The organism is Streptomyces sp. NPDC041108 (genome assembly GCF_055592645.1).
This window is the reverse complement of record NZ_JBVIYK010000004.1, coordinates 244343-270903: the sequence shown is the minus strand read 5'-3', so window position 1 is coordinate 270903 and position 26561 is coordinate 244343. Positions and strand designations below refer to the sequence as shown.

22 protein-coding genes are annotated in these 26561 nt (G+C 73.6%); 11 read left to right on the top strand and 11 right to left on the bottom strand.

Features of this window, described 5'->3' with window-relative positions:
• Window positions 1-97 precede the first annotated feature (97 nt).
• Together ACZ6BB_RS14370 and ACZ6BB_RS14365 are read right to left on the bottom strand one after the other, a co-directional pair.
• Entirely contained in the window at window positions 98-1552 is a 1455-nt protein-coding gene (locus ACZ6BB_RS14370; protein ID WP_471615522.1) for a DUF6192 family protein, read from the bottom strand.
• 322 nt (window positions 1553-1874) lie between these two features.
• Entirely contained in the window at window positions 1875-3392 is a 1518-nt protein-coding gene (locus ACZ6BB_RS14365; protein ID WP_471615521.1) for an amino acid permease, read from the bottom strand.
• 202 nt (window positions 3393-3594) lie between these two features.
• Between ACZ6BB_RS14365 and ACZ6BB_RS14360 the strand changes: the two genes are divergently transcribed.
• Window positions 3595-4395, top strand: coding sequence for an N-formylglutamate amidohydrolase (locus ACZ6BB_RS14360; protein ID WP_471615520.1), 801 nt, complete (start codon window positions 3595-3597; stop codon window positions 4393-4395).
• Here ACZ6BB_RS14360 and ACZ6BB_RS14355 read toward each other — a convergent pair.
• From ACZ6BB_RS14355 to ACZ6BB_RS14345, 3 genes are all read right to left on the bottom strand, one after another.
• Entirely contained in the window at window positions 4382-4582 is a 201-nt protein-coding gene (locus ACZ6BB_RS14355) for a hypothetical protein (RefSeq protein WP_471615519.1), read from the bottom strand. The two genes, ACZ6BB_RS14360 and ACZ6BB_RS14355, sit on opposite strands and share 14 nt — an antisense overlap.
• Before the next feature lie 91 nt (window positions 4583-4673).
• Window positions 4674-5516, bottom strand: a complete 843-nt coding sequence (locus tag ACZ6BB_RS14350; protein ID WP_471615518.1) for a siderophore-interacting protein — start codon at window positions 5514-5516, stop codon at window positions 4674-4676.
• 173 nt (window positions 5517-5689) lie between these two features.
• The gene (locus ACZ6BB_RS14345) at window positions 5690-6619 is read right to left on the bottom strand and encodes a 5'-3' exonuclease (RefSeq protein WP_471615735.1); all 930 of its coding nucleotides are present in this window, start codon (window positions 6617-6619) and stop codon (window positions 5690-5692) included.
• A gap of 702 nt (window positions 6620-7321) precedes the next feature.
• On the opposite strand from ACZ6BB_RS14345, the gene ACZ6BB_RS14340 reads away from it, so the two are divergent.
• Window positions 7322-7903: a helix-turn-helix domain-containing protein gene (locus ACZ6BB_RS14340; RefSeq protein ID WP_471615517.1), complete on the top strand. Its 582-nt coding sequence runs from the start codon at window positions 7322-7324 to the stop codon at window positions 7901-7903.
• Between the two features lie 7 nt (window positions 7904-7910).
• Window positions 7911-8654, top strand: coding sequence for a helical backbone metal receptor (locus ACZ6BB_RS14335; RefSeq protein WP_471615516.1), 744 nt, complete (start codon window positions 7911-7913; stop codon window positions 8652-8654).
• On the opposite strand, the gene ACZ6BB_RS14330 is transcribed toward ACZ6BB_RS14335, so the two are convergent.
• A complete protein-coding gene (locus tag ACZ6BB_RS14330; protein ID WP_471615515.1) occupies window positions 8581-9780 on the bottom strand; it encodes a TDT family transporter in 1200 nt (399 codons plus the stop codon). The two genes, ACZ6BB_RS14335 and ACZ6BB_RS14330, sit on opposite strands and share 74 nt — an antisense overlap.
• Window positions 9781-9850: 70 nt before the next feature.
• On the opposite strand from ACZ6BB_RS14330, the gene ACZ6BB_RS14325 reads away from it, so the two are divergent.
• Window positions 9851-10774 carry a LysR family transcriptional regulator gene (locus tag ACZ6BB_RS14325; protein WP_471615514.1) on the top strand — a complete coding sequence of 308 codons (924 nt, stop codon included), beginning with the start codon at window positions 9851-9853 and terminating at the stop codon, window positions 10772-10774.
• A gap of 441 nt (window positions 10775-11215) precedes the next feature.
• On the opposite strand, the gene ACZ6BB_RS14320 is transcribed toward ACZ6BB_RS14325, so the two are convergent.
• The 3 genes from ACZ6BB_RS14320 to ACZ6BB_RS14310 form a co-directional block, all read right to left on the bottom strand.
• Complete coding sequence (locus tag ACZ6BB_RS14320; RefSeq protein ID WP_471615513.1) at window positions 11216-11908, bottom strand: gamma-glutamyl-gamma-aminobutyrate hydrolase family protein; 693 nt, start codon at window positions 11906-11908, stop codon at window positions 11216-11218.
• Between the two features lie 83 nt (window positions 11909-11991).
• The gene (eat, locus tag ACZ6BB_RS14315) at window positions 11992-13431 is read right to left on the bottom strand and encodes an ethanolamine permease (RefSeq protein WP_471615512.1); all 1440 of its coding nucleotides are present in this window, start codon (window positions 13429-13431) and stop codon (window positions 11992-11994) included.
• A gap of 126 nt (window positions 13432-13557) precedes the next feature.
• A complete protein-coding gene (locus ACZ6BB_RS14310; protein ID WP_471615511.1) occupies window positions 13558-14304 on the bottom strand; it encodes a FadR/GntR family transcriptional regulator in 747 nt (248 codons plus the stop codon).
• Window positions 14305-14409: 105 nt separating this feature from the next.
• Between ACZ6BB_RS14310 and ACZ6BB_RS14305 the strand changes: the two genes are divergently transcribed.
• The 4 genes from ACZ6BB_RS14305 to ACZ6BB_RS14290 all read left to right on the top strand — a co-directional run bounded on the left by ACZ6BB_RS14305 (window position 14410) and on the right by ACZ6BB_RS14290 (window position 19141).
• Window positions 14410-15768 (top strand): glutamine synthetase family protein, encoded by a 1359-nt coding sequence (locus ACZ6BB_RS14305; protein WP_471615510.1) that lies wholly within the window; start codon window positions 14410-14412, stop codon window positions 15766-15768.
• Between the two features lie 203 nt (window positions 15769-15971).
• Entirely contained in the window at window positions 15972-17348 is a 1377-nt protein-coding gene (locus ACZ6BB_RS14300) for an aldehyde dehydrogenase family protein (RefSeq protein ID WP_471615509.1), read from the top strand.
• On the top strand, window positions 17345-18127 hold the full coding sequence (locus ACZ6BB_RS14295) for a 3-oxoacyl-ACP reductase (protein WP_059081986.1): 783 nt from the start codon (window positions 17345-17347) through the stop codon (window positions 18125-18127). The genes ACZ6BB_RS14300 and ACZ6BB_RS14295 overlap by 4 nt, the downstream gene beginning before the upstream one ends.
• A 66-nt stretch (window positions 18128-18193) precedes the next feature.
• Window positions 18194-19141 carry a DUF2510 domain-containing protein gene (locus ACZ6BB_RS14290; RefSeq protein ID WP_471615508.1) on the top strand — a complete coding sequence of 316 codons (948 nt, stop codon included), beginning with the start codon at window positions 18194-18196 and terminating at the stop codon, window positions 19139-19141.
• Between the two features lie 28 nt (window positions 19142-19169).
• On the opposite strand, the gene ACZ6BB_RS14285 is transcribed toward ACZ6BB_RS14290, so the two are convergent.
• Window positions 19170-20372, bottom strand: coding sequence for an amino acid deaminase/aldolase (locus tag ACZ6BB_RS14285; RefSeq protein WP_471615507.1), 1203 nt, complete (start codon window positions 20370-20372; stop codon window positions 19170-19172).
• Window positions 20373-21395: 1023 nt separating this feature from the next.
• Here ACZ6BB_RS14285 and ACZ6BB_RS14280 point away from each other — a divergent pair.
• Together ACZ6BB_RS14280 and mycP are read left to right on the top strand one after the other, a co-directional pair.
• On the top strand, window positions 21396-23345 hold the full coding sequence (locus ACZ6BB_RS14280) for a hypothetical protein (RefSeq protein ID WP_471615506.1): 1950 nt from the start codon (window positions 21396-21398) through the stop codon (window positions 23343-23345).
• Window positions 23342-24610: a type VII secretion-associated serine protease mycosin gene (gene mycP, locus ACZ6BB_RS14275; protein ID WP_471615505.1), complete on the top strand. Its 1269-nt coding sequence runs from the start codon at window positions 23342-23344 to the stop codon at window positions 24608-24610. The genes ACZ6BB_RS14280 and mycP overlap by 4 nt, the downstream gene beginning before the upstream one ends.
• 9 nt (window positions 24611-24619) lie before the next feature.
• On the opposite strand, the gene ACZ6BB_RS14270 is transcribed toward mycP, so the two are convergent.
• Complete coding sequence (locus tag ACZ6BB_RS14270) at window positions 24620-25675, bottom strand: serine hydrolase (RefSeq protein WP_471615504.1); 1056 nt, start codon at window positions 25673-25675, stop codon at window positions 24620-24622.
• 149 nt (window positions 25676-25824) lie between these two features.
• Between ACZ6BB_RS14270 and ACZ6BB_RS14265 the strand changes: the two genes are divergently transcribed.
• Window positions 25825-26556 (top strand): SseB family protein, encoded by a 732-nt coding sequence (locus ACZ6BB_RS14265; protein ID WP_471615503.1) that lies wholly within the window; start codon window positions 25825-25827, stop codon window positions 26554-26556.
• Window positions 26557-26561: the final 5 nt, after the last annotated feature.

The window sequence follows — 26561 nt, the reverse complement described above, 5'->3', positions numbered from 1 at the left end:
CAAGCGTACGGGGGACCGCCGGCGCAAGCGCCCGGCGATCCCCCGTCTCGGTCCGGCGGTCCCCCGTCCAGGTCCGGCGGTCGTGCGCCGCGCCGGGTCAGGCGGCGCAGCGGTATCGGTCGGTGTCCTCGTGCCAGTGGTAGGAGCCTGCCGCCCAGCCCTGGATGGCACGGGCGTGGCGGAGCACGGCGCGCTGTGTGTGCTGATTGGTGCGCAGGTCGTGCAGTGCTTGCGGAAGGTCCGTCCTGACCGTCTCGTCCAGGGTCCTGACCCGCCCGGTCAGGATGCGGTTGACGAACGAGACCGCCTCGTGGAGCGGGAGGCCGTGCAGTTCCTGGGTCACGCGCACGATGTTGTTCCTGGCGACACCCTCACGGACCTCCTTGGGGTAGGACACGATGTCGTTGTGCAGATCGACGGTGTCCCTGAACGCGTCGATCAGGACGCGGAACGAGCGGGTCGCGCGGATGTCCTCGGTGATCTCCCAGCCGAGCGAGTGCTCCATCAGCAGTGCGCTGCAGCCGGCCGCGCCGTAGTCGCGCCGCATCTCCGTCTGCTCTATGACGTCGGGGTACCGGTGCCGTGTGAGGTTCTCCGTCTCCCACAGCGACGCCTGGAGGAACTGTCGTACGGATCTGGTGTAGAGGAACTGCCATGCGAGCGAGGCCGAGGGCGCCGTACGGCGCCACAGGTCCGCCAGGGCGCGTTCCAACGGTTCCTCCGGGATCGGTCCCGTGCCGGCGGGGTGTGTCCCGACCGGGAGGAAGTCCATCAACCGCTCGATGCGGTCGAGGATCTGCTCCCGTTTGCCGAGGGCCTCGCACCAGGGCAGAAAGATGTCGTCGAGGCACCAGATCACGCTGTGCCAGCTGGACAGCAGCTCCAGCTCGCGGGCGGAGGTGTGCGGATAGGTCAGGGCGGTGAAGCGGGTGAAGTCCGCCCGGTCGAAGGTCTCGGCACTCCACCCGCCGTGGTGCGATTCGGTGTGCTGAGGTTCGAGTAATCCCATGGAGTGCGCCCAGGCGCGGACGCGCGGACGGACCTCCCGCAAATGAGGGTTCACCCTGGCCTGGAACGGCATGTAGAACGAGGGTATCTGGAAGGTGTCCGCCACGGCTGCCTCCTGTCTGTGACGACTGGCCTCTGCACCGCCCTCTGACCCGGGCCGACGGCGCGCGGCCGCCACCAGGTCCATGAACCACGCGCTGTGCTCCCTGCGCCGCGATCGCGGCGCGGTGGACTTGCGTACGCTTTCGGCGGCCGGCGCGAGCCGGTCCGACCGAAACCAGTTGCCTGCGTGCCGGGCGGTGTCGTCGGCCATGATCTTCGAGGCGGCCGACAGACGGTGCAGGAGTCCGTGGGTCACCATCGCCGCGATCATGCCGTCGGCGACAAGGTCATGAAACGACCCCACCTTCCTCTGGACGCTCTCCGGGGAATTGACCTTCCAAACCACCATCCGCTCAGCGTTGTCCTGCGTCAACCTCGGTGTACGGTCGTTGGGGCCGAGGAGACGGTACAAAACGGATTTGTCAACTGTTCGCGTCGCCATGAGGGCCCTGGGAGGTGGAAACCGGCCAGGCTCTCGCACGCGGTGTGCGACACACGGCCGGTGCCTCGGGTCGGCATCCGGACACCACCTCCTCGGACGGGGGCGGGGAGCCCTGCCCCCTCCCGGCGTCAACGCGCCCCGTCGGCACACCACTTCGCACCATGCGCCGGGCCGAGGTCGTCCGACAGGGCGCGCGCGCCCGCGCACGGAGCGGCCCGGCGTCTCGCTCTGCCCGGCGCGCCGCCCGTGCCGGGCCCGTGCGGCGGCCGGGGAAGGAGCACGCCGCCGGGGCGGGACACGACGGCGCCGGGCGGGCCGAGCGCTATGCCGAACGAGCGCGGCGGTGTCGGGTCAGGTGGTGGAGGAGGCCGGCGGCCACCGTGGTGAGGAGGAACAGGACGGTGAACCACTGGAAGTACCAGTGGCCGCCCGCCGGGTCGTAGACCTCCGCGCGGGGCCAGGCCAGGTTGACGGTCATGAAGAGGCCGTAGAGCAGGGCGAGGGCGTTGACGGGGATGCCCCAGCGACCGAGGGAGAAGAGGGGACGGCCGGTCTCGTCCGTGCCGGCGAAGGGGAAGGTGCCCTTCAGGCGTTGGATCAGCAGCGGACCGGTGACCATCGCGTACGCCAGGTACAGCATCACGATGCAGGTGGTGCCGATCGCCAGGAACGCCTCCGGTGAGGCGAAGTTGAGGAGCAGCAGGGCGGCTGCGAGGGCGCCGACGACCAGGGCGGGAGCGGTCGGCATGCCCGTGCGGGGGTTGACCTCGGCGAGCCGCGCGGCGAAGGGGAGGCGGCCGTCGCGGGCCATCGAGAAGAGCATGCGGCAGGCCGACGTCTGGATCGCCAGCGTGGCCACGGCGATCGCCACCACCACGTCGGCGAGCAGGAGGCGCCCCACTCCGTCACCGAGGCTGCTGGTCAGGACATAGCTCAGGCCGTCCACACCCAGCCGGCCGTCGGTGAGGCTGGGCGCGGCGAGCAGACCGGCCAGGACGAGGAGACCGCCGAGCAGACCGGCCGCGCCGAGTGCCGTGAGGATCGTGCGGGGCGCCACCCGGCGGGGGTGGTGGGTCTCCTCGCTCATCTCGCCCGCGCTGTCGAAGCCGATCATCACGTACGCCGCCATGAACGAGCCCACCAGCAGGGCGCCGAGGAGGCCGGTGCTGCCCTCCGCCGTGTGGAAGGTGATGCCGGGGGAGCGCTCGGCGTGGGTGAGCAGGAGCACGACGATCAGGATCGCGCCGATGATCTCCGCGGTCACACCGACCCGGTTGACCACGGACAGCACCCGGTTGTCGAGGACGTTCACGAACGTGGTGACGGCCAGCAGGATCACACCCAGGACGGCCGCGTTCGCCGCGCCCGTCGCCGTGGTGGGCGCCGGGTCGCCGCCCACGATCTGGAAGCCCGACCAGATGGCGGGCATCACCATCTGCAGCGCGAGCGCGGCCGCCGCGACCACCACGATCTGCCCGATCACCATGATCCAGCCGGCGAACCAGCCGAAGGTCGGGTTAGACAGCCGGGACGACCACTGGTAGATCGCGCCCGATATCGGGTAGCGCGCGGCCAGTTCCGCGAAGCACGCGGCCACCAGCAGCTGGCCGATCAGTACCGCGGGCCAGGTCCAGAAGAAGACCGGCCCGCCGAACGCGTAGCCGAAGGCGAAGAACTGGAAGACGGTCGTGAGGACGGAGATGAAGGAGAAACCGGCGGCGAACGAGGCGTACCTGCTGAGGCTGCGGTGCAGTTCCTGGCGGTAGCCGAACTCGTCGAGGGAGGCGTCGTCGGGGGAGCGGGGCGGCTCCGGACGGACATCGGGGGCGGTGCTCGTCATGGCGGCAACCTGCTTTCGCACAAGCGGCGCGAGCGTTCGCGCCCGAGCGGCGCGAATTCCTGTCGGGCGACAGAAATTAGGGGAGACCTGTGTCGCGCGTGTCACGCGGCCATGTCCGGATCGAGCCCAAATCCTCACGTCCGTGCCCGGTGCGCGGGTCTCGCCGGCGGGGGAGCCGGCGACGTCGTGCGAGGATCCCCGGATGAATGACGCGTCGCCCTCCCACCGGCTCCTCGCGGGCGCGCCCCGCTCGCCCGTACTGCTGCATGTGCCGCACGGTTCACGGGTGATCCCGGCCGCCGTACGGGCCGGCATCTTGCTCGACGACGCCGCGCTGGAACGGGAGTTGGACCACATCACCGACGCGCACACGGACCGGATCGCCGAGCGGGCGGCCGGGCGGTCGGGCGTCCGCCCCTGGAGATTCGTCAACCGGCTGTCCCGGCTCGTCGTCGACCCCGAGCGCTTCCCGGACGAGCGGGAGGAGATGCTGGCGGTGGGGATGGGGGCCGTCTACACGCGGACCACGCACCGGGAGCCCCTTCGCGAACCCGGGTACGACGGGCAGCCGCTCGTCGAGCGCTACTTCCGTCCCTACGCCGACGCCGTGACCGACGCCGTGACCGGCCGGCTGGAGGCCGTGGGCCGGGCCGTGGTCGTCGACGTCCACTCGTATCCGAGCGAGCCGCTGCCCTACGAGCTGCACGGCGACGGTCCCCGCCCGCCCGTCTGTCTGGGCACCGACCCCTTCCACACCCCGGCGGACCTGATGGCCGCCGCGGAGGAGGCGTTCGCCGGCTTCGGCGGCACGGGCGTCGACAGCCCGTTCGCGGGCACGTACGTCCCGCTGAAGTACTACGGGAAGGATCCGCGGGTGAGCGCGCTGATGATCGAGATCCGCCGCGACGTGTACATGGCCGAGCCGGGTGGGGCGGCGGGGCCGGGGGTGGCGGCGCTCGGGGACGCGCTGGCCGCGCTGGTGGACGTGCTCACGCACGACTGAAGGCGCCCGGCCCGGTGCCGTCGAACACCTCGACGGTCACCGACGTCGCCGCTCCGTCCGCGTCGCTCTCGGCGGTCGGACCGGCCGGGGCCGTGTCGAAGAAGCCGAGGACGAGGGCGGCATGGCAGTGCGGGACGAGGGCGCCGGGGCCGTACGAGGCAGGGCCCGCGTACTCGTACGGCAGCACGTCGGCCGGTCCGCCGGCCCTCGCGCGGTCCTGCGGGCGCCGGTGTCGCGTGCGGATCCCGTGGGCCGCGGCTTTTCGCCGGGCCCGGGGGTCACGCCGTCGGCGTGCCCTCCTGTTCCGCCTCCACGCGTGCGTTCCACTCCTTCTTCGACGCCTGCCAGCCGTCCTCGTCGTGCCCGAGACGCCAGTAGCCGGAGACCGACAAGTCCTCGCGGGGGACGGCGAGTTCGACGCGGAGCAGGCGGCGCAGCTCCTTCACGAAGCCCGCCTCGCCGTGGACGAAGGCGTGCATCCGGCCCTCGGGGAACCTCAGCGCGCGCACGGCTTCGACCAGGGCCGCGCCGACGGGGCGGTCGCCTCGGTGCAGCCAGACGACCTCCACATCGGAGTTGATCTTCTGCTCCTCCTCGGGGCCGGCGACCTCGACGATCGCGTGGGCGCGAGCGCCGTCGGGGAGGGCCTCCAGGGACGCGCCGATCGCCGGCAGGGCGCTCTCGTCGCCGACGAGGAGGTGCCAGTCCGCCTCCGGGTTGGGTGCGTAGGCGCCACCGGGGCCGAGGAAACGGATCAGCTCGCCGGGCTGGACGCGGGTGGCCCAGGGGCCGGCGATGCCCTCGTCGCCGTGGAGCACGAAGTCGACGGTCAGTTCGCCCAGTTCGCGGTCCCAGGCGCGCACGGTGTACGTCCGGGTCACGGGCCACTGCTCCCGGGGGAACTCCGCGCGGATCCGCTCGATGTCGAACGGCTCCGGGTAGGTGACACCCTCGGGGCCGAACAGGAGCTTCACGTAGTGATCCGTGCTGCCGCGCGGTGAGAACTCGGCGAGGCCGTCGCCACCGAGTACGACGCGCTGCATGTGCGGGGTGAGCCGCTCGGTGCGGACGACTCGCGCGGAGTGGGGCTTCGGGGTCCTGCGTACCGGACGCTCTGCCATGACGGCCTCCCAAATACCTTGCTAAGGCTTACCTAAGTTAGCATCTTCCCCTCGTCGGCACCTCACGCTCGTGGCGTGTGCGAGGACTTCACGATGTGAATCGCGCCTCAAAGTCCTCACCACCGAAGTGTCTCCTACCCTCCGGCGTACGCCCCAGCCATGGGACGCGCGCCTCACGCCTGCAGCGTACCGAGCAGCCGTTGCAGTGATCCGCCGAGCCCCCAGCGCTCCGCGAGCGCCTCCAGCGCCGCGGGGTCCTTCGGTTCGCGCGGCAGAGCCGTGTCGACGTCCGGCAGGGGGACGTCCGCCGCCACCAGCACCACCTTGGGTGCCACCGCGACATAGGGGCGGGCCTCGTCGAGCCTCTTGCGCTGCGACGGCGTGAGCTTCGCCGTCGGGTCGTCGACCGCCGCCATGATCCCGGCCAGGTCGCCGAACTGGTCGAGCAGCTTGGCCGCCGTCTTCTCGCCGATGCCCGGCACGCCGGGCAGTCCGTCGCTCGGGTCGCCGCGCAGCAGGGCCAGATCCGCGTACCCGCGCCCGACCACCCCGTACTTCTCGCGCAGCCACGCCTCGTCGGTCAGCTGCAGGGTGCCCACGCCCTTCAGCGGGTACAGCACCCGGACCCCGCGCGCGTCGTCGACCAGCTGGTACAGGTCGCGGTCGCCGGTGACGATGTCGACCGGGTCCTTCGCGAGGGCGGTGAAGGTGCCGATCACGTCGTCCGCCTCGTACCCGGCGACGCCCACGCGCGCGATGCCGAGGGCGTCGAGGACCGCCTCGATCACCGGCACCTGCGGCGACAGGGTGTCCGGCACCTGCTCCTCGTCCGGTCCGGCCTCGTGCTCCTCGGCGACGCGGTGCGCCTTGTAGGAGGGGATCAGGTCGACCCGCCACTGCGGCCGCCAGTCCGCGTCCATGCACGCCACCAGGTCGGTCGGCCGGTGATCCTTGACCAGCCGGTCGATGAATTCGAGCAGCCCGCGCACGGCGTTCACCGGGGTGCCGTCCGGGGCCTTCACGGATTCCGGTACCCCGAAGTAGGCGCGGAAGTACAGCGAGGCGGTGTCGAGAAGCATCAGGCGTCGGGTCACGCCCCGCATCATGCCGTACACCACCGGCACCCGGGCCCCCGGCGCAACCGGCGCGCACCGCCCCGGCGGCCCCCCTCGGCGAGGTGGGCCGGCGCGCGCGCCCGCTCCGACGGCCGCCGGGCTCCGCCGTGCGCGGTCGCCCCGAACGGACCGGCGTGGTTCCGTACAGGAGTACGGGAAAGATCCGGACAACCCTTCACAGGGCCCGGCCACCCGGTCCGGGTGCCCCTTCGTGCAGGTGGGGTGTGTCGGATGGGGATCGCCAACTCCGTTACCCGGTGGGCGACTTCGTGGCCGAAGGAGAGGCCGGGCGGCCCGGCGGACCGTGTCGTGGCTGCGCGGGACGGTTCCGGCGGGCGCGGGACCGCGGGTCACCGGACCGGTGACGGGGTGTGCCGGAAGGGCCACCCGGCGCGGTCGCCGAGGTGGCGCTCGCATCTCCGCGGGGCACGAGAGGCCCGGGAAGACCGAGGTGGGACGGTGACTGCGCTGGCGCGAAGTGTGAGCATGGACCCTCCGCCGGTTCACAGGGATGTGACGGGCGCGTGAAACGGTTTGCCGAACATGCGTAGGGTGCAGAGAACTCCTCAGGAGAAGTGCTCCCGACGAGTGCCGGACGGGTGGACATCCGTCACCGGACCAGTGAGCGCTCGCGAGCCCAGTAGTGGGTGTCCGTGAGCCGACCGACGAGCTGAGGAGGGAGCCGGAGCGATGGGCGACCACAAAGAACAGCCCCTCCGGGTGGGCGCGGCCGTCCGGCGGCGGCGCCGGACACAGCAGCTCACCCTCGCCGCCGTGGCCGAGCGCAGCGGTCTGTCGGTCCCCTTCCTCAGCCAGGTCGAGAACGAGCGGGCCCGGCCCAGCAAGCCCTCCCTGGAGCGCATCGCCGACGCCCTCGGCACCACCGCCGTCGAACTGCTCGCCGCGGCCGACCCGGCGTGCAGCGTCGATGTCGTTCGGGCGGCCGACGAGGACGGTTTCACGCCCCCCGATTCATACGCGCGCTCCCTGGTGCGCGGTCACCACCAGTTGCACGCCATGGAGTTCACCGGCGACCACGACGAGGGCCGCGAGGTCCAGCACCGCAACGACGAGCTGATGTACGTCGTCGACGGCGCGGTCGAGGTCGAGGCGGAGGGCCGTGCCCACCGCCTCGGCCGCGGCGACACGCTGTACATGTCCGGTGGCGTACGGCACCGCTGGCGGGCCACCGAACCGGAGACCCGGGTGATCGTGGTGGCCGTCGCGGACCACATCGAGGCCCTGGAAGACCGTCACCGCCGGGGCTCGTGAGGCCGCCGTGCGCTCCGTGTCCCGTGTCGTCTCCCTCGTCCCGTCGCTGACGGAGGCCGTCGCCGTCACGCTGCCCGGCGTGCTGGTCGGCGCCACCGACTGGTGCGCCCACCCGGGTGATCTCGACGTCGTACGCGTCGGCGGCACCAAGAACCCGAAGACCGACGTCATCGCCCGCCTCGGTCCCGACCTCGTGATCGCCAACGAGGAGGAGAACCGCGAGCCCGACCTCGCCGCCCTGCGTGAGGCGGGGGTGGAGGTCCTCGTCACCGAGGTGCGCGACGTGCCCGGCGCCTTCCTCGAACTGGACCGTGTGCTGCGGGCCTGCGGAGCCCGTTCCCGGCCGGGCTGGCTGGACGAGGCGGAGTCGGCGTGGTCCGCGCCGCCGGACGCCGTGGCCGGTCCCGGCCGTCGTACGACCGCCGTGGTGCCCGTGTGGCGGCGGCCCTGGATGGTCCTCGGCCGGGACACCTTCGCCGGCGACGTGCTCGCACGGCTCGGCGTGGACCACCTGTACGCCGGGCACGAGGAGCGCTATCCCCGGGTTCCCGTCGAGGAGCTGCGAGCCGCCGCGCCGGACGTCGTGGTCCTGCCGGACGAGCCGTACCGCTTCACCGCCGACGACGGACCCGAGGCGTTCCCGGGGGTGCCGTGCGCCCTGGTGAGCGGGCGCCACCTCACCTGGTACGGGCCGTCGCTGGCCGAGGCTCCGCGGGTGCTGGGCGCGGCGCTGCGAGCAGCCCGCCGCTGACCAGCCCGCGCGCGGTGCACACGGCGGCCGACGCCCACGCCGCCAGCAGCAGCGCGTACAGCGCCACGGCGAGGACGTCCAGGGCGACGAGCCCGGTGAGCCGGGCCAGACCCCGCGCGCCGGTCGCACAGGTCCCCACCGGGAAGGTGAAGGCCCACCACGCCATGGAGAAGCCCATGCCCCGCCGCCGGGCGCGCACGACCATGGCCCCGGCGAGCGCGAGCCAGAGCATCGCGAAGCCCAGGACGGGCACGCCGTAGAGGACGGCGAACGCGGTGAGGCCGTGCGGGTACGGGGCCGGTACGGTGCCGGGGGCCGCGTCGGCGAGGTGGGCGACGGCGGTGGCCGACTGCCCGAGCGGCCCCAGGACCAGGAACAGGCTCGGTGTGAGGGCCAGCGGCAGCGGTCCCGCCGTGATCAGCCGGCCGAACACCAGTGGCAGCACGAGCAGCGTGGCCAGCAGGCTCAGCCCGAACAGGGCGAGACAGCCGAGCAGCAGCGTCTGCTGCGCCTGGCCGGCCGGCAGATAGGGGACCAGCAGCGGGCCGAGCGCGGCGGACACCATGGGCGCGACGAGGGGGAGGAGCAGCACGGGGGTGATCCCGGCCGGCTCGATCCGGTGCCGGACGATCATCAGATACGGCACGGCCACGGCGGCCGCCAGGCCCGTGACCGTGCCGGCGCCGAAGAGCACGACGTCCAGCGCGAGGGCCGCCCGGACTCCGATCCAGTCCCGGCCGACGACGAGGGCGCCGCCGCCGACGGCGAGCAGGGCCATGGAGAGGCAGCCGTGGAAGGGGGCCACGGCCGGGTCGAGGAGGTGGGCGCGGGCCTGGTCACGGTGGTGGGCCCAATGCAGGGCGCGGGCGCCCAGCACGGTGACCAGGGCGAGGAGCGCGAGCGCCCACACGGCCGCGCAGGCCGTCCGCAGGCCCGGGAGGTCCAGGGGGAGCCCGGCGCCGGCGGAGGCCACGATCGCGGTGCCCATGACCGGGGCGTACCAGTGGGGGCCGAGGTGGCGGAGAGCGGGAAGTCGGGGGCTTGCGCCGGAGCGTGTGCCGGGGCGTGTTCCGGAGTGCGTCGTGGAGGGGCGAGTGGACCGGGCTGGGCGGACTGCGGTGGCCATGTGCCGAGCGTCGCGCCGTCCGGCGGGGCCCACCAGGGAGTCCGGTTGTATGGGGGCATAAGCTGGAGTTATGAGCGAGAGCGAGGGGCGGGGCGGGCTGGCCCATCGGGTGCCGGATCTCGGGGCCCTCGAACTGCTGCTGGCCGTGGCCCGGCTGGGCTCGCTGGGGCGGGCGGCGCGGGAGCTGGGCATCACCCAGCCTGCCGCCAGCAGCCGGATCCGCTCGATGGAACGGCAACTGGGTGTCGCCCTCGTCGACCGGTCCCCGCGCGGGTCCCGGCTCACCGACGCGGGGGCGCTCGTGACGGACTGGGCCCGGCGGATCGTGGAGGCGGCCGAGGCGTTCGACGCGGGCGCGCAGGCGCTGCGGGACCGGCGCGACTCCCGGCTCCGGGTGGCGGCGAGCATGACCATCGCCGAGTACCTGCTGCCCGGCTGGCTCATCGCGCTGCGTGCCGCCCGCCCCGACACGGCGGTGTCGCTTCTCGCGGGCAACTCGACCGTCGTCGCGGAGCGGCTGCTCGCGGACGAGGCCGACCTGGGGTTCGTGGAGGGGCCGACGGTGCCGGCCGGGCTGGACGCGGCCGTCATCGCGCACGACCACCTGATCGTCGTGACCGCGCCCGGCCATCCGTGGGCCCGCCGCCGCAAGCCCGTGGAGGCGGCCGAACTGGCCGCCACGCCGCTGATCCTCCGGGAGAAGGGTTCCGGGACGCGGCAGGTCCTGGAGGGGGCGCTCGGCAGCCTGGCGCGCCCCCTGATCGAGCTGTCCTCCACCACGGCGGTCAAGTCCTCCGCGCTGAGCGGCGCCGGGCCCGCGGTCCTGAGCGAGCTGGCCCTCGGCGAGGAACTCTCCGCCCGCCGTCTGGTCCCCATCCCCGTCCACGGCGTACGCCTGCGACGATCCCTCCGCGCGGTCTGGCCCACCGGCCACCGGCCCACGGGCCCGGCCCGGGACCTCCTGGGACTGACCCAGGCACCCGCGGCCGACTGATCCGGGCACCCGCGGCCGACTGACCCAGGCACCCGCGGCCGACTGATCCGGGCACCCGCGGCCGACTGATCCGGGCACCCGCGGCCGACTGACCCGGGCACCCGCGGCCGACTGACCCGGGTTCACGCGGCCGACTGATCCGGGTTCACGCGGCCGACCGACCCGGGTTCACGCATCCGACGACCCGGGCCCCCTTGGCCGACTGGCCTGGGCCCACGCGGCCGACTGAGCCGAGCGCCTGCGGCCGACTGAGCCCAGCGCCCGCGGCCGACTGAGCCGAGCACCCGCGGCCGACTGAGCCGAGCACCCGCGGCCGACCGACCCGAGCACCCCCGGCCCGACCGATCCGAACGCCCGCGGCCGACCGGCCCGGCCACGCCTTCGCCCGACGCCGCCAGGGGACCGCGCTCCCTCTCCCCGCAGCCCCGGGCCCGGGCGCCTTCAGGTCACCCGGCAGGACGACGCCTCTGTCAGGGCCCGCATCACTCGGGTGTCCTCGCCCATCTCGGGGTGCCACTGGACGCCCAGGGCCCAGGCGGGGGAGGGGAGTTCGATGGCCTCGATCGTGCCGTCCGAGGCGTGGGCCGACGGCACCAGGCCGGTGCCGAGGCGGTCGACCGCCTGGTGGTGGTAGGTCGGGACGTCGGTCTCCTCGGCGTTGATGTCCGCGTACCGCGTGCCGGGTACCGGCTTCACGGGGTGGCGGCCGAAGACGCCGACCTCGACGACGTGGTCGTCGAGGTGCTGGACGAGCGTGCCGCCGAGGGCGACGTTGAGGAGTTGCATGCCGCGGCAGATGCCGAGCAGGGGCGTGCCGTTGTCCAGCGCCGCCCGGATCAGGGCCAGCTCCCACGCGTCGCGCAGCGGTGCGGGCGGGCCGCAGCGCGGGGAGCGCTCGGCGCCGTAGAGAGCGGGGTCCACATCGGGCCCGCCCGCGATGACCAGGCCGTCGAGGCGGGCGACCACCCCGGCGGCGTACGAGGGGTCGTCCGGCGGCAGCATCGCGGCGATGCCGCCCGCCGCCTGCACGAGCCGGGGGTAGCCGACCGGCAGCAGGGCCGCCTCCAGCTCCCACACGCCCCAGCGTGCGCCGGACTCCAGATACGTACTCACACCGATCAGCGGCCTGGTCACGCCGGCTTGCTCCTTGCTCGTGGAACCTGTGCGACTCGTGGGACTCGGGGCACCTGGGGCGCCGGTGGAGATCGGGAACCCGATCAGTCCCGCGCCAACTCTGCCTCGGCCGCGGCCAGCGCGGCGAATTCCTCCTCCGGCGCCTTCGCCACCAGGTGCTTGCGGCTGTAAAGGCCGAAGTACGCCGCCGCCACCGCGTACACGACGAGTGCGATGATCGCGGCGGTCACGTCCACCAGGAAGGTCGCCACCAGCGCCGAGCACGCGAGGACGAGGGCGACCGAGGAGGTCAGGACACCGCCCGGCGTGCGGTACGGCCGCTCCAGCTCCGGCTCCCTGCGGCGCAGGACGATGTGCGACAGGGACATCAGCGCGTAGCTGATCGTGGCGCCGAAGACGGCGATGTTGAGCATCCGGCCGCCGTCACCCGTGGCGGTGGCCAGCGCGAAGCCGATCGTGCCCGGCACCAGCAGGCCCAGGTAGGGGGCCTTGCGCTTGCTGGTGAGAGACAGGACCCGGGGCAGGTAGCCGGCCCGGGAGAGCGCGAAGAGCTGCCGGGAGCCCGCGTAGATCAGGGAGAAGAACGAGGCGACGAGGCCGGCCAGACCGGCGTAGTTCACGAACAGGCTGAGCGCGGTGGCCTTGCCGTCCGGCTGGAGCGCCTCGACCAGCGGGTTGCCCGCGTCCTGGATGGCGGCGGAGCCGCGCGCCCCGGCCGCGGCGAAGAAGGTGATCACCGCCAGCACCACGAGGACGCCCATCGACCAGCGGATCGCCTTCGGCAGCGCGCGGGCCGGGTCCTTGGTCTCCTCGGCGGCCAGCGGCACGCCCTCCACGCCCAGGAAGAACCACATGCCGAACGGGAACGCCGCCCAGATGCCGAGCAACCCCATGGGCAGCCATGAACTGGCGCCGAACGCCGAGGAGTCGACCGGGATGTCGTCGAGCGCGGCCACGCTGAACTCGGGCAGCGCGCCCACGGCGAACACGATCAGGGCGAAGACCGCGAAGCCGGTGACGACGAAGCTCGCGATCAGTGCCTCGCCGACGCCCCACAGGTGGATGCCGATGAAGAGCGCGAAACAGACCAGGTAGACCGGCCAGCTCGACGTCAGGCCGAACAGGCCGAGCGACTCGATGTAGTCGCCGATGAAGATCACGATGGCTGCCGGGGCGAGCACGTACTCGATCAGGATCGCCGTGCCGGTCAGGAAGCCGCCCCACGGGCCGAGCGCCCGGCGTGCGAAGCCGTAGCCGCCGCCCGCCGTGGGCAGGATCGCCGAGAGTTCGGCGAGGGCGAAGACCATACAGGCGTACATGGTGCCCATCAGCACCGTGGCGATCGCCAGACCGCCGAAGCCGCCCTCCGCCAGGCCGAGGTTCCAGCCGGAGAAGTCGCCGGAGACGACATAGGCGACGCCGAGGCCGGTCAGCAGCACCCAGCCGGCGCTGCCCCGGCGGAGCGTCCGGCGCTCCAGGTAGTCGTCCGCCGCGTCGGCGGTGTCCGCGTCTTTCAAGGACATGGCGCTCTCCCCACTCAAAGGAATGGATCCATACCTTTGTGGGGTGAGTGGCCGAAATGCAATACCCCTGCGTTAAGCGAGCGTAAATACGTGCTCATCTCCGGAGGCCGTGCGGCGGGGACGTGCTCATCCGAGGAAGCCGCGCAGCAGGGCCGCCGTGCCGGAGCAGTGCTCCCGCATGATCTCCCGCGCCGCCTCGGCGTCCTCGTCCAGCACGGCCTCCACCAGGGCCGTGTGCTGCTGCTGGGAGTGCTCCAGGTTGCGCACCAGCAGCGGGATGCAGTCCAGCAGGTCGTTGACGCCCGCGCGGACGGCCGCGTACTGGCCGGCGAGCGAGGGGGAGCCGGACAGCTCGGCGACGGTGAGGTGCAGGAGGGTGTCCAGGCGGCGGTACTCCGTGAGCGGCGCGTTGTGCGTGCGGGTCAGGGCCGTCCGCAACCGGTCGGCCTCCTCGCTGGTCAGACCGTGTGCCGCGCACAGCCCCGCCGCGCCCACCTCCAGCACCTCGCGGAAGCGCAGCGTGTCCTCGACGTCGATGCCCTTCAGGCGGCGGCGCAGCTCGTCCTCGCCCGGGGTGGCCACGCGCGGCAGGACGAACGTGCCCCCGTACCGGCCGCGCCGCGCCTCGATCAGGCCCTGGTCCTGCAGCACCTTGAGCACCTCGCGCAGCGTCACCCGGCTGATCCCGAGCCGCTCCGCCAGCTCGCGTTCCGCCGGCAGCCGTTCACCGCCCGGCACCAGGCCGAGCCGGACGACCTGGAGGATCTGCTCCAGTGCCTCCTCGAAGCCGTTGCCGGCCCGCACCGGCCGCAGGACGGACGCCAGTCGGTCGTCGGCCCAGGGAGTGCCCGGTTCCGCCCCTGTCTGCGACATGTGGACGTTGCCCCTTCCCAACTAATGGTTACGGGTAATACCTTATGGCTCCCGGATGGCTGAATGCCTCCGGGGTGGCCGAAGAAGCCCCTAGGAGGCTTTCCCGTGGCAGACCGCACACCCCCGCTCACCGTCGAGGAGCTGCATGCCCTCGTCGCGGCCGGTGAGATCGACACTGTCGTCCTGGCCTTCCCCGACATGCAAGGGCGCCTCCAGGGCAAGCGGTTCGCCGCGCGCTTCTTCCTCGACGACGTCCTCTCCCATGGCACCGAGGGCTGCAACTACCTGCTCGCCGTCGACACCGAGATGAACACCGTCGACGGTTACGCGATGTCCTCCTGGGACCGCGGCTACGGCGACTTCGCCATGCACCCGGACCTGAGCACCCTGCGCCGGGTGCCGTGGAACGCGGGCACGGCGATGCTGATCGCCGACCTCGCCTGGAACGACGGCTCGCCGGTCGCCGCCGCGCCCCGCCAGATCCTGCGCCGCCAGCTGGAGCGCCTCGCCGAACTGGGCTACACGGCCAACGTGGGCACCGAGCTGGAGTTCATCGTCTTCAAGGACACCTACGAGCAGGCCTGGGACGCCGGTTACAAGGGGCTGACACCGGCCAACCAGTACAACATCGACTACTCGGTCCTCGGCACCGGCCGGATCGAGCCCCTGCTGCGGCGCATCCGCAACGAGATGGAGGCCGCGGGGCTGACCGTCGAGTCCGCCAAGGGCGAGTGCAACCCCGGCCAGCACGAGATCGTGTTCAAGTACGACGAGGCCCTGGTCACCTGCGACCAGCACGCCGTCTACAAGACCGGCGCCAAGGAGATCGCCTCGCAGGAGGGCGTCTCGCTCACCTTCATGGCGAAGTACAACGAGCGCGAGGGCAACTCCTGTCACATCCACCTCTCGCTCGCGAACGCCGACGGCACCAACGTCATGGCCGACGGCCATGACATGTCGCAGGTCATGCGTCACTTCCTCGCCGGCCAGCTCGCCGCGCTGCGCGACTTCTCGCTGCTCTACGCGCCCAACATCAACTCCTACAAGAGGTTCCAGCCGGGCTCCTTCGCGCCGACCGCCGTTGCCTGGGGGTACGACAACCGGACCTGCGCGCTGCGCGTCGTCGGCCACGGCCGCTCGATGCGCTTCGAGAACCGGCTCCCCGGCGGTGACGTCAACCCGCACCTCGCCGTCTCCGGGCTGATCGCGGCCGGGCTGTACGGCATCGAGCAGAAGCTCGAACTGCCGGAGGTGTGCACGGGGAACGCGTACGCCGCCGGGTACGACCAGGTACCGACCACCCTCCGCGAGGCCGCCGAGCTGTGGGAGAACAGCCCCATCGCCCAGGCCGCCTTCGGCGAGGAGGTCGTCGCGCACTACGCCAACATGGCCCGCGTCGAGCTGGCCGCCTTCGACGCCGCCGTGACCGACTGGGAGCTGCGCCGTTCCTTCGAACGTCTGTGAGCCCCCGCGTACGCCCCTGAGCCACGGAGCACATCCGTGAGTCACGGCGTACGTCCATGACCCACCGAGCACATCCGTGAGTCACCGCGTACGTCCATGACCCACCGAGCACATCCGTGCGTCACCGAGTGGTCGTGAGTCACCCCGTACGTCCGTGAGTCACCGGGCCCGCCCCTGACCCACCCGCTGTGAGAGGCCCTGTCTTGTCCGAGCATCAGCTCCAGGTACTGAACCCCGCCACCGAGGAGGTCGTCGCCACCGTCCCGGCCGCCACGGCGGCGGACGTCGACGCCGCCGTCGCCCTGGCGACGAAGGCCCAGCGGCTGTGGGCCGCCATGGCCCCCGGCGACCGTGCCCGGCTGCTGCGCCGCTTCGCGGTGACCGTGGACGAGCACCTGGAGGAACTGGCGCTGCTGGAGGTCCGGGAGGCCGGACACACCCTCGGCAACGCCCGCTGGGAGGCCGGCAACGTCCGGGACCTGCTCGACTACGCGGCGGGCGGCGTGGAGCGGCTCACCGGCCGGCAGATCCCGGTGGCCGGGGGTCTCGACGTCACCTTCCTCGAACCGCTCGGCGTCGTCGGCGTGATCGCCCCCTGGAACTTCCCGATGCCCATCGCGGCGTGGGGCGTCGCCCCCGCGCTCGCGGCGGGCAACGCGGTGCTCCTCAAGCCCGCCGAGACGACGCCGCTCACCGCGCTGCGCCTCGCCGAGCTGGCCCGCGAGGCGGGGCTCCCCGAGGGCCTGTTCCAGGTGCTGCCCGGCCACGGCCGCGTCACCGGCAACGCCCTCGTCGAGCACCCCGGCGTCGCGAAGATCGTGTTCACCGGGTCGACGGCCGTGGGCAAGCAGGTGCTGGCGAAGGGCTCGGCCCTGCTCAAGCGCGTCACCCTCGAACTCGGCGGCAAGAGCCCCAACATCGTCTTCGCCGACTCCGACCTGGAGGCCGCCGCCGCGGCCGCCCCCATGGCGTTCCTCGACAACGCCGGCCAGGACTGCTGCGCCCGGACCCGCATCCTCGTCCAGCGCTCCGCCTACGACCGCTTCCTCGACCTCCTCGCCCCCGGCATCGAGTCCGTCCGGGTCGGCGACCCGGCCGACGAGGCCACCCAGATGGGCCCGCTCATCTCCCGGGTCCAGCTGGACCGGGTCCGCGCGTACGTCGACCCGGACGCGCCCGGCATCCGCGGCAAGGCCCCCGAGGGCCCCGGATTCTGGTTCCCGCCGACCGTCCTCACCGGTGTCGGGCCCGACGCGCCGGTGGCCGCCGAGGAGGTCTTCGGCCCCGTCGCCGTCGTCCTCCCCTTCGAGGACGAGGTCGACGCGATCCGCCTCGCCAACGACACCCCCTACGGCCTGTCCGGCTCCATCTGGACCCGGGACGTCGGGCGCGCGCTGCGCGTCTCCCAGGCCGTCCGTGCGGGCAACCTGTCCGTCAACTCCCACTCCAGCGTCCGCTACTGGACCCCCTTCGGCGGCTTCAAGCAGTCCGGCATCGGCCGTGAACTCGGCCCGGACGCCCTGACCGCCTTCACCGAAACCAAGAACGTCTTCATCAGCACGGAGGGCCCCGCACAGTGACCTCAGAAAACACCTGCCGCCGCCTGGTCGGCCGCACCGCCGTCATCACCGGTGCCGGCAGCGGCATCGGTCTCGCCACCGCGCGCCGGCTCGCCGCCGAGGGCGCCCACGTCGTCTGCGGCGACCTCGACGAGGAGCGCGGCAAGGCGGCGGCCGAGGAGGTCGGCGGGCTCTTCGTCAAGGTCGACGTCACCGACGCCGAGCAGGTCGAAGCGCTGTTCAAGGCCGCGTTCGACACCTACGGCAGCGTCGACATCGCCTTCAACAACGCCGGTATCTCGCCGCCCGACGACGACTCCATCCTGGAGACCGGACTGGAGGCGTGGAAGCGGGTCCAAGAGGTCAACCTCACCTCCGTGTACCTGTGCTGCAAGGCCGCGATCCCCTACATGCGGCGCCAGGGCAAGGGCTCGATCATCAACACCGCGTCCTTCGTGGCCCGCATGGGCGCGGCGACCTCCCAGATCTCGTACACGGCATCCAAGGGCGGTGTGCTGGCCATGTCACGGGAACTGGGCGTGCAGTTCGCGCGCGAGGGCATCCGCGTCAACGCGCTCTGCCCGGGACCGGTCAACACCCCGCTGCTGCAGGAGCTGTTCGCGAAGGACCCGGAGCGGGCCGCGCGCCGGCTCGTGCACATCCCGGTCGGCCGGTTCGCCGAGGCCACCGAGATCGCGGCCGCCGTGGCGTTCCTCGCCAGCGACGACTCGTCGTTCGTCAACGCCACCGACTTCCTGGTCGACGGCGGCATTTCGGGCGCGTACGTCACCCCGCTCTAGGCGCCCTTCGGACAGCACACCCGGGGCCCGGACCACCGGTCCCGTCGGTGTGATTAAAGTGCCGGGATGAGCAGTTCGCCGCCGCCCGGCTGGTACCGCGACCCGTCCTACCCGCTCACCGAACGCTGGTGGGACGGGACCGCGTGGACCGACCACCGGCGCCAGCCGGAGCAGCCCGTGCCGCCGGGGCTCCGGCCGGGGCCGCCCGCGCGCGGGGGCCTCGGCCGCACCAAGGTCGTGGCGCTGGCCGCCGCCGGTGCCGTCCTGGCCGCCGGGGCGGTCACGGGCGGCGTCCTCCTGCTCGGCGGCGACGGGGACGGCGGGGACGGCGGCCGGGAGACGAGGACCGCGACGACCTCACCGGCCTCCGGCCCCGACGGCGACGACAGCCCCACCCCGACGAAGCCCGCCACCGCGTCGCCCACCGGCGCCCCGAACGTCGTCACGGACGACCTCAACGGCATCACGTTCCCCGTCCCCGACGGCTGGGAGGACGGCGACGGTTCGGCCGAGGACGACGCGGTCCTGGTCACGGACGACGGCATCTACGACTGCCCCGGCGACAACGGCCTGTGCCGCCGGGGCACGGTCGTCTCGCGGACCGTCACCGGCAGCGCCGAGACCTCCCCGAAGGTCCTCGCCGAGAACGACATCGCGGACGCGGCCGACGACGCCTACGACCGCGACGAACTCGACCGGCGCCCCTACGACGGCATCACCGGCCACGAGGTCGTCGGCTCCGGCTCGGTCGCCGTCGCGGGCCGCGCCGGCTACTACGTGCGCTGGCGCGTCACGACCGGGGCCGGGCCCGGCGGGTACGTCCAGTCCCTCGTCTTCCCGTCCAGCAGCGGCTCCGAGGCCCCGGTCCTCGTCCGGTTCGCCCTCGACGCGGGCGACGACGGCCCGCCGCTCGACGACATCGACGAGATCGTCGAGGGCATCCGCGCGGTGGGCGACGCGGACGCGGACGCGGACACGGGCGGGGGAGTGGGCAGCAGTCTCGGCCCCTCGTGAGACCGCGCGCCGCCCCCGCCGCCCCCGGCTACAGGAACGTGTGGCCCTCGCCGCGGTACGTCGGCACGGCCGCCGTCACCTCGTCGCCCTCCACCAGGTGCAGCACGTCGAACCGCTCGCACAGTTCGCCGGCCTTGGCGTGCCGGAACCACACCTTGTCGCCGAGCAGCAGGTCGTCGGCGGGCGCCCCCAGCAGCGGGGTCTGCACCTCGCCGGGACCCTCCTGGGGGTCGTACTTCAGCCCCTCGGGCAGATACGGCACGGGCAGCCGGTCGGGGCCGGGCGCGCCCGAGGCCGGATAGCCGCCGCCCAGGACCGTGACGACCCCGACACCCGGACGCCGTACGACGGGCATGGCGAACAGGGCGGCCGGACGCCCGCTGAACGACGTGTAGTTGTCGAAGAGACGCGGCACGTAGAGCCCGGAGCCGGCGCCGATCTCGGTGACCGAGTCCTCCGCCGCCGTGTGCTGCACACTGCCCGTGCCGCCGCCGTTCACGAACTCCAGGTCCGGGGCCACCCGCCGTACGGCACGCACCACTTCGGCCCGCCGCGCGGCCAGCTCCTTCTTCGCCGTGGCCTGCATCAGCCGGATGGCACGGGAACGCAGCGGCCGCCCCGCCACCGCGTCGCCGACACCCGCGATGTGTCCCTCGTACGCCATGATCCCGACCAGCTTGAACCCCGGGCGCTCGGCGACGGCGCGGGCCATCTCGCCGACCTGCGCGGGGGAGTGCAACGGGGAGCGCAGGGCGCCGACGCGCACCCGTCCGCCGAGCAGCTTCAGCGAGGTGTCCAACTCCAGGCAGACACGCACGACTTCGGTGCCGCCCCGCCGGGAGTCGTCGATCAGCTGGAGCTGGGCGGGGTCGTCGACCATGACGGTCACGGCGGCGGCGAGCTTGGGGTCGCCCGCCAGTTCGGCGAAGGCCTCGTGGTCGGCCGACGGGTAGGCGAGGAGCACGTCCTCGAATCCGGAGCGGGCCAGCCACAGGGACTCGGCGAGGGTGAACGACATGATGCCCTCGAAGCCGTCACGGGCCAGGACCCTCTCCAACAGGGCCCGGCAGCGAACGGACTTGCTCGCGACGCGGATCGGCTTGCCGCCGGCCCTGCGCAGGAGGTCGTCGGCGTTCGCGTCGAAGGCGTCGAGGTCGACGATCGCCAGAGGGGCGTCGAGATGAGCTGTGGCCCGGTCGTACCGGGCCCGGTCGGCGGCGCGCGCAGTCATGCACGAAGCCTGCCAGACATGATTACCGCAGGGTAGGGGGACGTTCCGGGCAGAAGCCACGGGCCGGCGGACCGGTTCCCGTTCGACGGGGGCCAACCCGTAGAGTGACGCGCACGCAGGGACGACCTCGACGGGGATGCCGATCCGCTGCCGCGGGTATGGCTTGCCCGTGGTGACGGCGGCCGCCGGCGGGCGCGTCCCGGGTACGCGTGACGACCGCTCCCCACGGGCGGTCGGGCGCCCGGACGACCTCCGGGTCGCACGGGACGAGGAAACGGGGGGTGCATGAGCACGGAAGCACGTCGTGCCTCCATCCCCCCACGGCCACCGGTCCCGCCCCGCCCGTCCATACCGCCGGACCACGAGCCGACGGCCACGCCACCGGCCGCACCACCGACCACCCCGCCTCGGCCTCCGTCGAGGGAACCCGGCTCCGACCGCCGGGCGAGGGACACGAGTCCGCCTGTATCGAGTCCGCCTGTATCGGGCTCCTCCGCCTCGACCACACGTCCGCACGGCACGACCACGCGTGCGTCCGCCCCGGGCACGCGTCCGTCCGGCCCGGGTGCGTCCGGCCCGGGCGCTCCGCTCGGATCCGGCCCGACGGGGGGCTCCTCGGTCCCCCCGCCCCGCCCGGACCGCGCGCCGTCGGCCGGGAACGGCCCGACCGTGCCACGCCGCCCGCAGCGGCCCCCCGTGACGCCCGCGCGGCCCAGTACTCCGCCCCGCCCGTCCTCGGCGCCCGCGGCGACGCCGGACGCGCTCCGGGAGGTACGGCGCCCCCGCACGGCGGACACGCCGAACACCCCGGACAGCGGCCGGAGTTCCGCCGGCCGGCCCACGCCCTCCCGTCCGGCCGGCACCGACCCGACGGCCCGTCAGGACGGTCTCCCGGGAGGCTCCCGGCAGACAGCCGGACAGGGCCCCGTACGAGGCTCCGGCGCGGCGGCCGGGCCCGACCCCGTACGGGGGCCGGGCGAGGCGGCCGCGGGCCCGGCTCCCGCTCGGGGTGCCGGCCAGACCATGACCGGTCGCACCTCGGCGCGGGACGCCGCCGGACGGCCGGACGGCCGGAGCCCGGCACGCGACGCCGCCCAGCCGGCCGGACAGGGCCCCGCCCGTGATGCCGCCGTGGACGGCGGCACCGCCCCGCGTCGCGGCGAGCACCCGCGCTTCTCCGACTTCCGGCGCACCGCCGGCCAGAACGGCGCCACCCCGGCCACCCCACCGCCCCCGGCCGCCTCCGCCCGTTTCCCGGACGCCCCGCCGCCGGCCTGGACCCGCTTCCTGAACGCTCCACCGACGGCTCCGACACACTTCCCGGACGCCCCGCCCGCGGCCTCGGCCCGCTTCCCGGACGGCCCCCCGTCCGCCGACCGCCGGCAGGACGGCCCACCTCCGGCCTCGGCACGCTTCCCCGACGCCCCGCCGTCGACACGAGACACCACACGACGGACGGCTCCCGCACGTCCTTCCCGTCCCGCACCGTCCTCGGGACCCGCGCGGCCTTCCGGTCCCGCACCGTCCCCGGGTTCCGCACGGCTCTCGGGCGCGCGGGCCGCCGACCCGGCCCCACCCGCCGACGGTTTCCCGGGCCGTTCGCCCCGGCCTTCCGGCCCTCCCGCCGACAGCGCGCCGCCACGCGCCTGCGACCCGTCCTCCGACGGCGCGGGCGCCCGGCCCGCCGACGCCTCCGCCGGTGGGGCACCACCGCGCTCCTCCGGCGGCGCGCCCGCCCGGCCCGTGGGCTCCTTCACCGACGGCGCGCCCCCTCGCCCCTCCGGCCCGTCGGCCCCCGGCGGCCGTCCGCCCCGAACCTCCGCGCCCTCCACCGACGGCCGCCCGAGCCGAACCTCCGGCTCCACCCCCGGCGGCGCACCGGCCCGCCCGGTCGGACAGTCCCGGCTGTCGGCCCCCCGCGACGGCGGGACGGCATCGGCCGGTGCCGTCCCGTCCTCCGGTCCACCCCCCGCCGCACCGCCCCTGCGCCGCCCCCTGCCCGAGGAGCGGGGCCCCGAGGGCACTCCGCACCCGCGGCCTCTCACACCCGAGCGTCCCGGCGCCTGGCAGCCCCCGTCGGGTTCGTCCCGGCGATCCGCCGAAGCCCTCGACGGCGTCCTCGGCACGGCCCCCGGACGGCCCTACGTGACGTTCGCGCAGCCCGACACCTCGCCGTGGACCACTCCGGAGCCGTACGGCGCGCGGCGGCGCAGACCCCGGCCCACCAAGGCGCGGGCCGCCGCCGTGACCCTGTGCGTGGTGCTCGGCGTCGGGCTCATCGGCGGAGCGGCGGCCGGGAGCTGGCTCACCGGCGAGTCCGGGACCGACGACTCCCGTGACACCTTCGCGTTGGCAGGCCAGCTGTGGCACGGCGTACCCGTCGACGAACTGTTCCCGCCCACCGTGCGGGGCGAGGGCGCCGGACCCGGCGGCACCGACCGCACCTGGACCCGGATCGCCGTCGCGCCCGACAGCGGCTGCGCGGACGCCTTCGACCCCCTGCTGCGCAAGGTCCTCGCCCCCGTCGGCTGTCTGCGACTGCTGCGCGCCACCTACACCGACGCGACCAGCAGCAACGTCACCACCGTCGGCCTGATGTTCACCAAGTCCGACGCCGCCGCCATGACCGCGCTCAGGAACCGCTTCGCGAAGGACGGACTCGACCACCGCACCGACCTGATGCCGCGGCCGTACGCCGCCGAGGACACCGTCGCGGCCGGCTTCGGCGACGACCAGCGGGCCTCCTGGACGATCTCCGTCCTCACCGACGTTCCCGTCGTCGTCTACGCCGTCTCGGGCTTCGCCGACGGCCGCACCGTCACCGAACCCCAGCCCGCCGAGGACGCGATGAAGGCCGGCGCCACCACCGCCCCCGCCCAGTCCGGTCTCGGCCACGAGGCGAAGGGCCTCGCCGACCGCATCGAACGCGGTCTGCGCGGGACCGCCGCGTCCGCCACGGAGCAGCCTTCATGAACGCCGGTGAATCCGGGACCGCCAGGATCCCCGCGACGGCGCAGGACACCGGGCACCCCGTGACGCCCACCCGTCCCGCCCGCCGTGCCCGGCGCCCGCGCCGCGCCCTGCTCAGCCTCCCCCTCGCCGCCTCCCTGGCCCTCCTGCCGTCCACCGCCGCGCACGCCGACGGCATCCGGGACCAGCAGTGGGCGCTGCAGGCGATGCACACCCAGGAGGCATGGCGCACCACGAAGGGGGCGGGCATCACCGTCGCGGTGCTCGACACCGGCGTCGACGACGAGCACCCGGACCTGGCCGGCAACATCCTGCCGACAAAGGACATGGTCGGCTTCGGGGCCTCGCGGGGCGACCGCCCCTGGGCCCGGCACGGCACCGCCATGGCCGGGATCATCGCCGGACACGGACACGGCGCGAACGACGCCGACGGCGTCCTCGGCATCGCCCCCGAGGCGAAGATCCTCCCCGTCCGCGTCATCCTGGAGGACAAGGACCCGGCCCGCTCCAAGGCCCGCAGCACCCGTGGCAACGCCCTCGCCGAAGGCATCCGCTGGGCCGCCGACCAGGGCGTCGACGTCATCAACCTCTCCCTCGGCGACGACTCCGAGTCCGCCCACCCGGAACCCTCCGAGGACGACGCCGTCCAGTACGCGCTGGCGAAGGGCTCGATCGTCGTCGCCTCGGCCGGCAACGGCGGCGCGAAGGGCGACCACATCTCCTACCCGGCCGCCTATCCGGGGGTGATCGCGGTCACCGCCGTCGACGAGGACGGCGACCGCGCCCCGTTCTCCACCCGCCGCTGGTACGCCACCGTCAGCGCCCCCGGCGTCGACGTCGTCATCGCCGACCCGGACCGCAAGTACTACGAGGGCTGGGGCACCAGCGCCGCCGCGGCCTTCGTCTCCGGCGCCGTCGCGCTCATCAAGGCGGCCCACCCGAGCCTGACTCCCGCCCAGGTCAAACGCCTCCTGGAGGACACCGCCCGAGAGGCCCCCGCCGGCGGCCGCGACGACTCCCGGGGCTTCGGCTTCGTCGACCCGGCGGCTGCCATCCGGGAGGGCGCCGCGCTCACCTCCGACGACCTCAAGACCGCGTCGTACGGCGGCAAGTACTTCGGTTCCGGACCGGACCCGGTGGAGAAGGAGGACCCGACGGTCGGCTGGGCCGCCCCCGCCGCGGGCGGACTCGGTGTGTTCCTGCTGGTCGTCGCCGTGATGGTGTGGCGGGGACGCGGTCGGGGCCGGCCCGACGAGTACGTGGTCTGACACCGGCGCCTACGAGGTGCCGGCCGCACCCGCCGCATTCGCCCCGGCCGCCCCGGTCGCTCCGCCCGTTCCGCCCTCGAACACCGAGACGGCCGCCCGTGCCGCCGCCTCCACCAACGAGATCCCCTTCGCCTTCGTCGTGTTGCCGTTCGACACCACCGCGACCAGGTAGGCCCGCCCGTCCACCGCCACCCGGCCGACGCTGTTGACGACCCACAGCCCGGTGGCGGTACGCGGCAACCAGCCGTTCTTCAGGGCGAATCCGGACCCCGAGACCCCGCCCGACGCCGCTGCCGAGACGCCCCAGTCCTGCCCCTGGGCGATGTGTCCCATCAGCTCCTGGACGTACGCCCGCGAGGCCGCGCTCAGCTCCGAGGTGTCGTCGTCCCCGAACACCTGCTGGAGCAGGGCGAGTTGATCGGCCGCCGTGGTCCGGGTTAGACCCCAGTACAGACCGTCGCCGCCCTCGGTGTCCGTCAGGCCGAACCGTTCGTTCGCGGCGTCGAGCCCGTCCGCCTGCCCGACGGCCTTCCACAGGGCCGTCGCGGACGCGTTGTCGCTGTCCCGGATCATCGCGGAGGCGTACGTCCGCTCCTGCGCGGTGAGGTGCCGGTCGGCGTCCTGCGCCCGCAGCAGCAGGGCCGCCAGGATGTCCGTCTTGACGATGCTCGCGGTGTCGAAGCGCGCGTCCCCGTACCCGGCCGACTCCCCGGACGCGACGTCCCGCACCGCCACCGACACCGCCGCCCCGTCCTCGACGGTGATCTCCGCCAGAGCCGTCGCGAGCAGCGCGTCGTGGTCCGCCCCCGGCGCCGCCACAGGTTCCACCGAAGCCTCCTCAGCGACCCCGTCCGCCCCCGGCGCGGTGGAGGCCGGGGCCGAGGGCGTCACCGACGATGACGCCGACGACGATACGGCGGAACCCGCGCCGTCCAGCGCCCGGGCCCGCATGTACACCGACCCGGCGGCCGTGCCGCCGACCAGGACGAGGGCGGCGAGCGCGAGATGCGGGAGCGGACGGAGCACGGAAGGACGGGCGCGGCGACGGGCTCTGGAGGACGGCATGCCGTGATGGTTCTGCGTCGCGCTGTGCGTGTGGTGAGGCGGTTGTTAAATCCCGGTCAGGGAGAGCTGATAAAACCGTGAGCGAGGTGACCGTCACGTTTCCGGCCTGCCGGACGCCCGGGAGACCTGCCCCGATAGGGTCGACGACCGTGGCGAACAAGAACATCCCCGACCCCGGCTTCTCCGACGACGACGGATCCGCGGACCCCCGGCTGAGCGCCGCGCTCGCCGCCTGGGCCGAGGACCGGACCGCCGTGGGCCCCGTCCTCGAAGCCCTCGGGGGCGCCCGGCTGCTCGTGCCCGTAGTGGCCGTGCTCGGCGAGGCCGAGGTGGACGAGAACGGGCTGCGCCGCGAGAAGACCAGTGACATGGCCGTCCCCACCCTGAAGGCCGGCGGCCGCACCGCCCTGCCCGCCTTCACCTCCACCGACTCCCTGGCCCGCTGGGACCCCGCCGCCCGCCCCGTCGCCGTGCCCCTGCACCAGGCCCTGCGGGCCGCCGCGCACGAGAAGGCCGACACGATCGTCCTCGACCTCGCGGGTCCGGTCACCTACGAGCTGACCGGCCGCGCCCTGCTCGCGCTCGCCGAGGGGCGCACCACCACCGACCCGCTCGCCGACCCCGCCGTCCTCGACGCCGTGCGCGCCGCCGTCGCCGCCGAGCCGGCCGTGCTCCGGGCCCACCTCGGCCCCGGACAGGCCGACGGCACCCTCGCCCTCGTCCTCGACCCGTCCGCGGGCCCGGCCGAGGCCGCGCGGTCCGTCGCGGGCCGCCTCGCCGCCGACGAGACACTGAGGGCCCGCCTGGTCCGCGGCCTCGACCTGGCACTGCTGCCGGCCGGGGCGACGCCACCGGGCGAGCCCTTGTACGTACGGGAGTAGCGGCC

Excerpts from the sequence above, each read along its gene's own strand:
- ACZ6BB_RS14350 (WP_471615518.1), bottom strand. The coding sequence starts at position 5,516 with ATGGCAGAGCGTCCGGTACGCAGGACCCCGAAGCCCCACTCCGCGCGA.
- ACZ6BB_RS14365 (WP_471615521.1), bottom strand. The coding sequence starts at position 3,392 with ATGACGAGCACCGCCCCCGATGTCCGTCCGGAGCCGCCCCGCTCCCCC.
- ACZ6BB_RS14285 (WP_471615507.1), bottom strand. The coding sequence starts at position 20,372 with ATGACTGCGCGCGCCGCCGACCGGGCCCGGTACGACCGGGCCACAGCT.
- ACZ6BB_RS14330 (WP_471615515.1), bottom strand. The coding sequence starts at position 9,780 with ATGGCCACCGCAGTCCGCCCAGCCCGGTCCACTCGCCCCTCCACGACG.
- ACZ6BB_RS14280 (WP_471615506.1), top strand. The coding sequence starts at position 21,396 with ATGACCGGTCGCACCTCGGCGCGGGACGCCGCCGGACGGCCGGACGGC.
- eat (WP_471615512.1), bottom strand. The coding sequence starts at position 13,431 with ATGTCCTTGAAAGACGCGGACACCGCCGACGCGGCGGACGACTACCTG.
- mycP (WP_471615505.1), top strand. The coding sequence starts at position 23,342 with ATGAACGCCGGTGAATCCGGGACCGCCAGGATCCCCGCGACGGCGCAG.
- ACZ6BB_RS14360 (WP_471615520.1), top strand. The coding sequence starts at position 3,595 with ATGAATGACGCGTCGCCCTCCCACCGGCTCCTCGCGGGCGCGCCCCGC.
- ACZ6BB_RS14340 (WP_471615517.1), top strand. The coding sequence starts at position 7,322 with ATGGGCGACCACAAAGAACAGCCCCTCCGGGTGGGCGCGGCCGTCCGG.
- ACZ6BB_RS14345 (WP_471615735.1), bottom strand. The coding sequence starts at position 6,619 with ATGCGGGGCGTGACCCGACGCCTGATGCTTCTCGACACCGCCTCGCTG.
- ACZ6BB_RS14370 (WP_471615522.1), bottom strand. The coding sequence starts at position 1,552 with ATGGCGACGCGAACAGTTGACAAATCCGTTTTGTACCGTCTCCTCGGC.
- ACZ6BB_RS14310 (WP_471615511.1), bottom strand. The coding sequence starts at position 14,304 with ATGTCGCAGACAGGGGCGGAACCGGGCACTCCCTGGGCCGACGACCGA.
- ACZ6BB_RS14270 (WP_471615504.1), bottom strand. The coding sequence starts at position 25,675 with ATGCCGTCCTCCAGAGCCCGTCGCCGCGCCCGTCCTTCCGTGCTCCGT.
- ACZ6BB_RS14290 (WP_471615508.1), top strand. The coding sequence starts at position 18,194 with ATGAGCAGTTCGCCGCCGCCCGGCTGGTACCGCGACCCGTCCTACCCG.
- ACZ6BB_RS14325 (WP_471615514.1), top strand. The coding sequence starts at position 9,851 with ATGAGCGAGAGCGAGGGGCGGGGCGGGCTGGCCCATCGGGTGCCGGAT.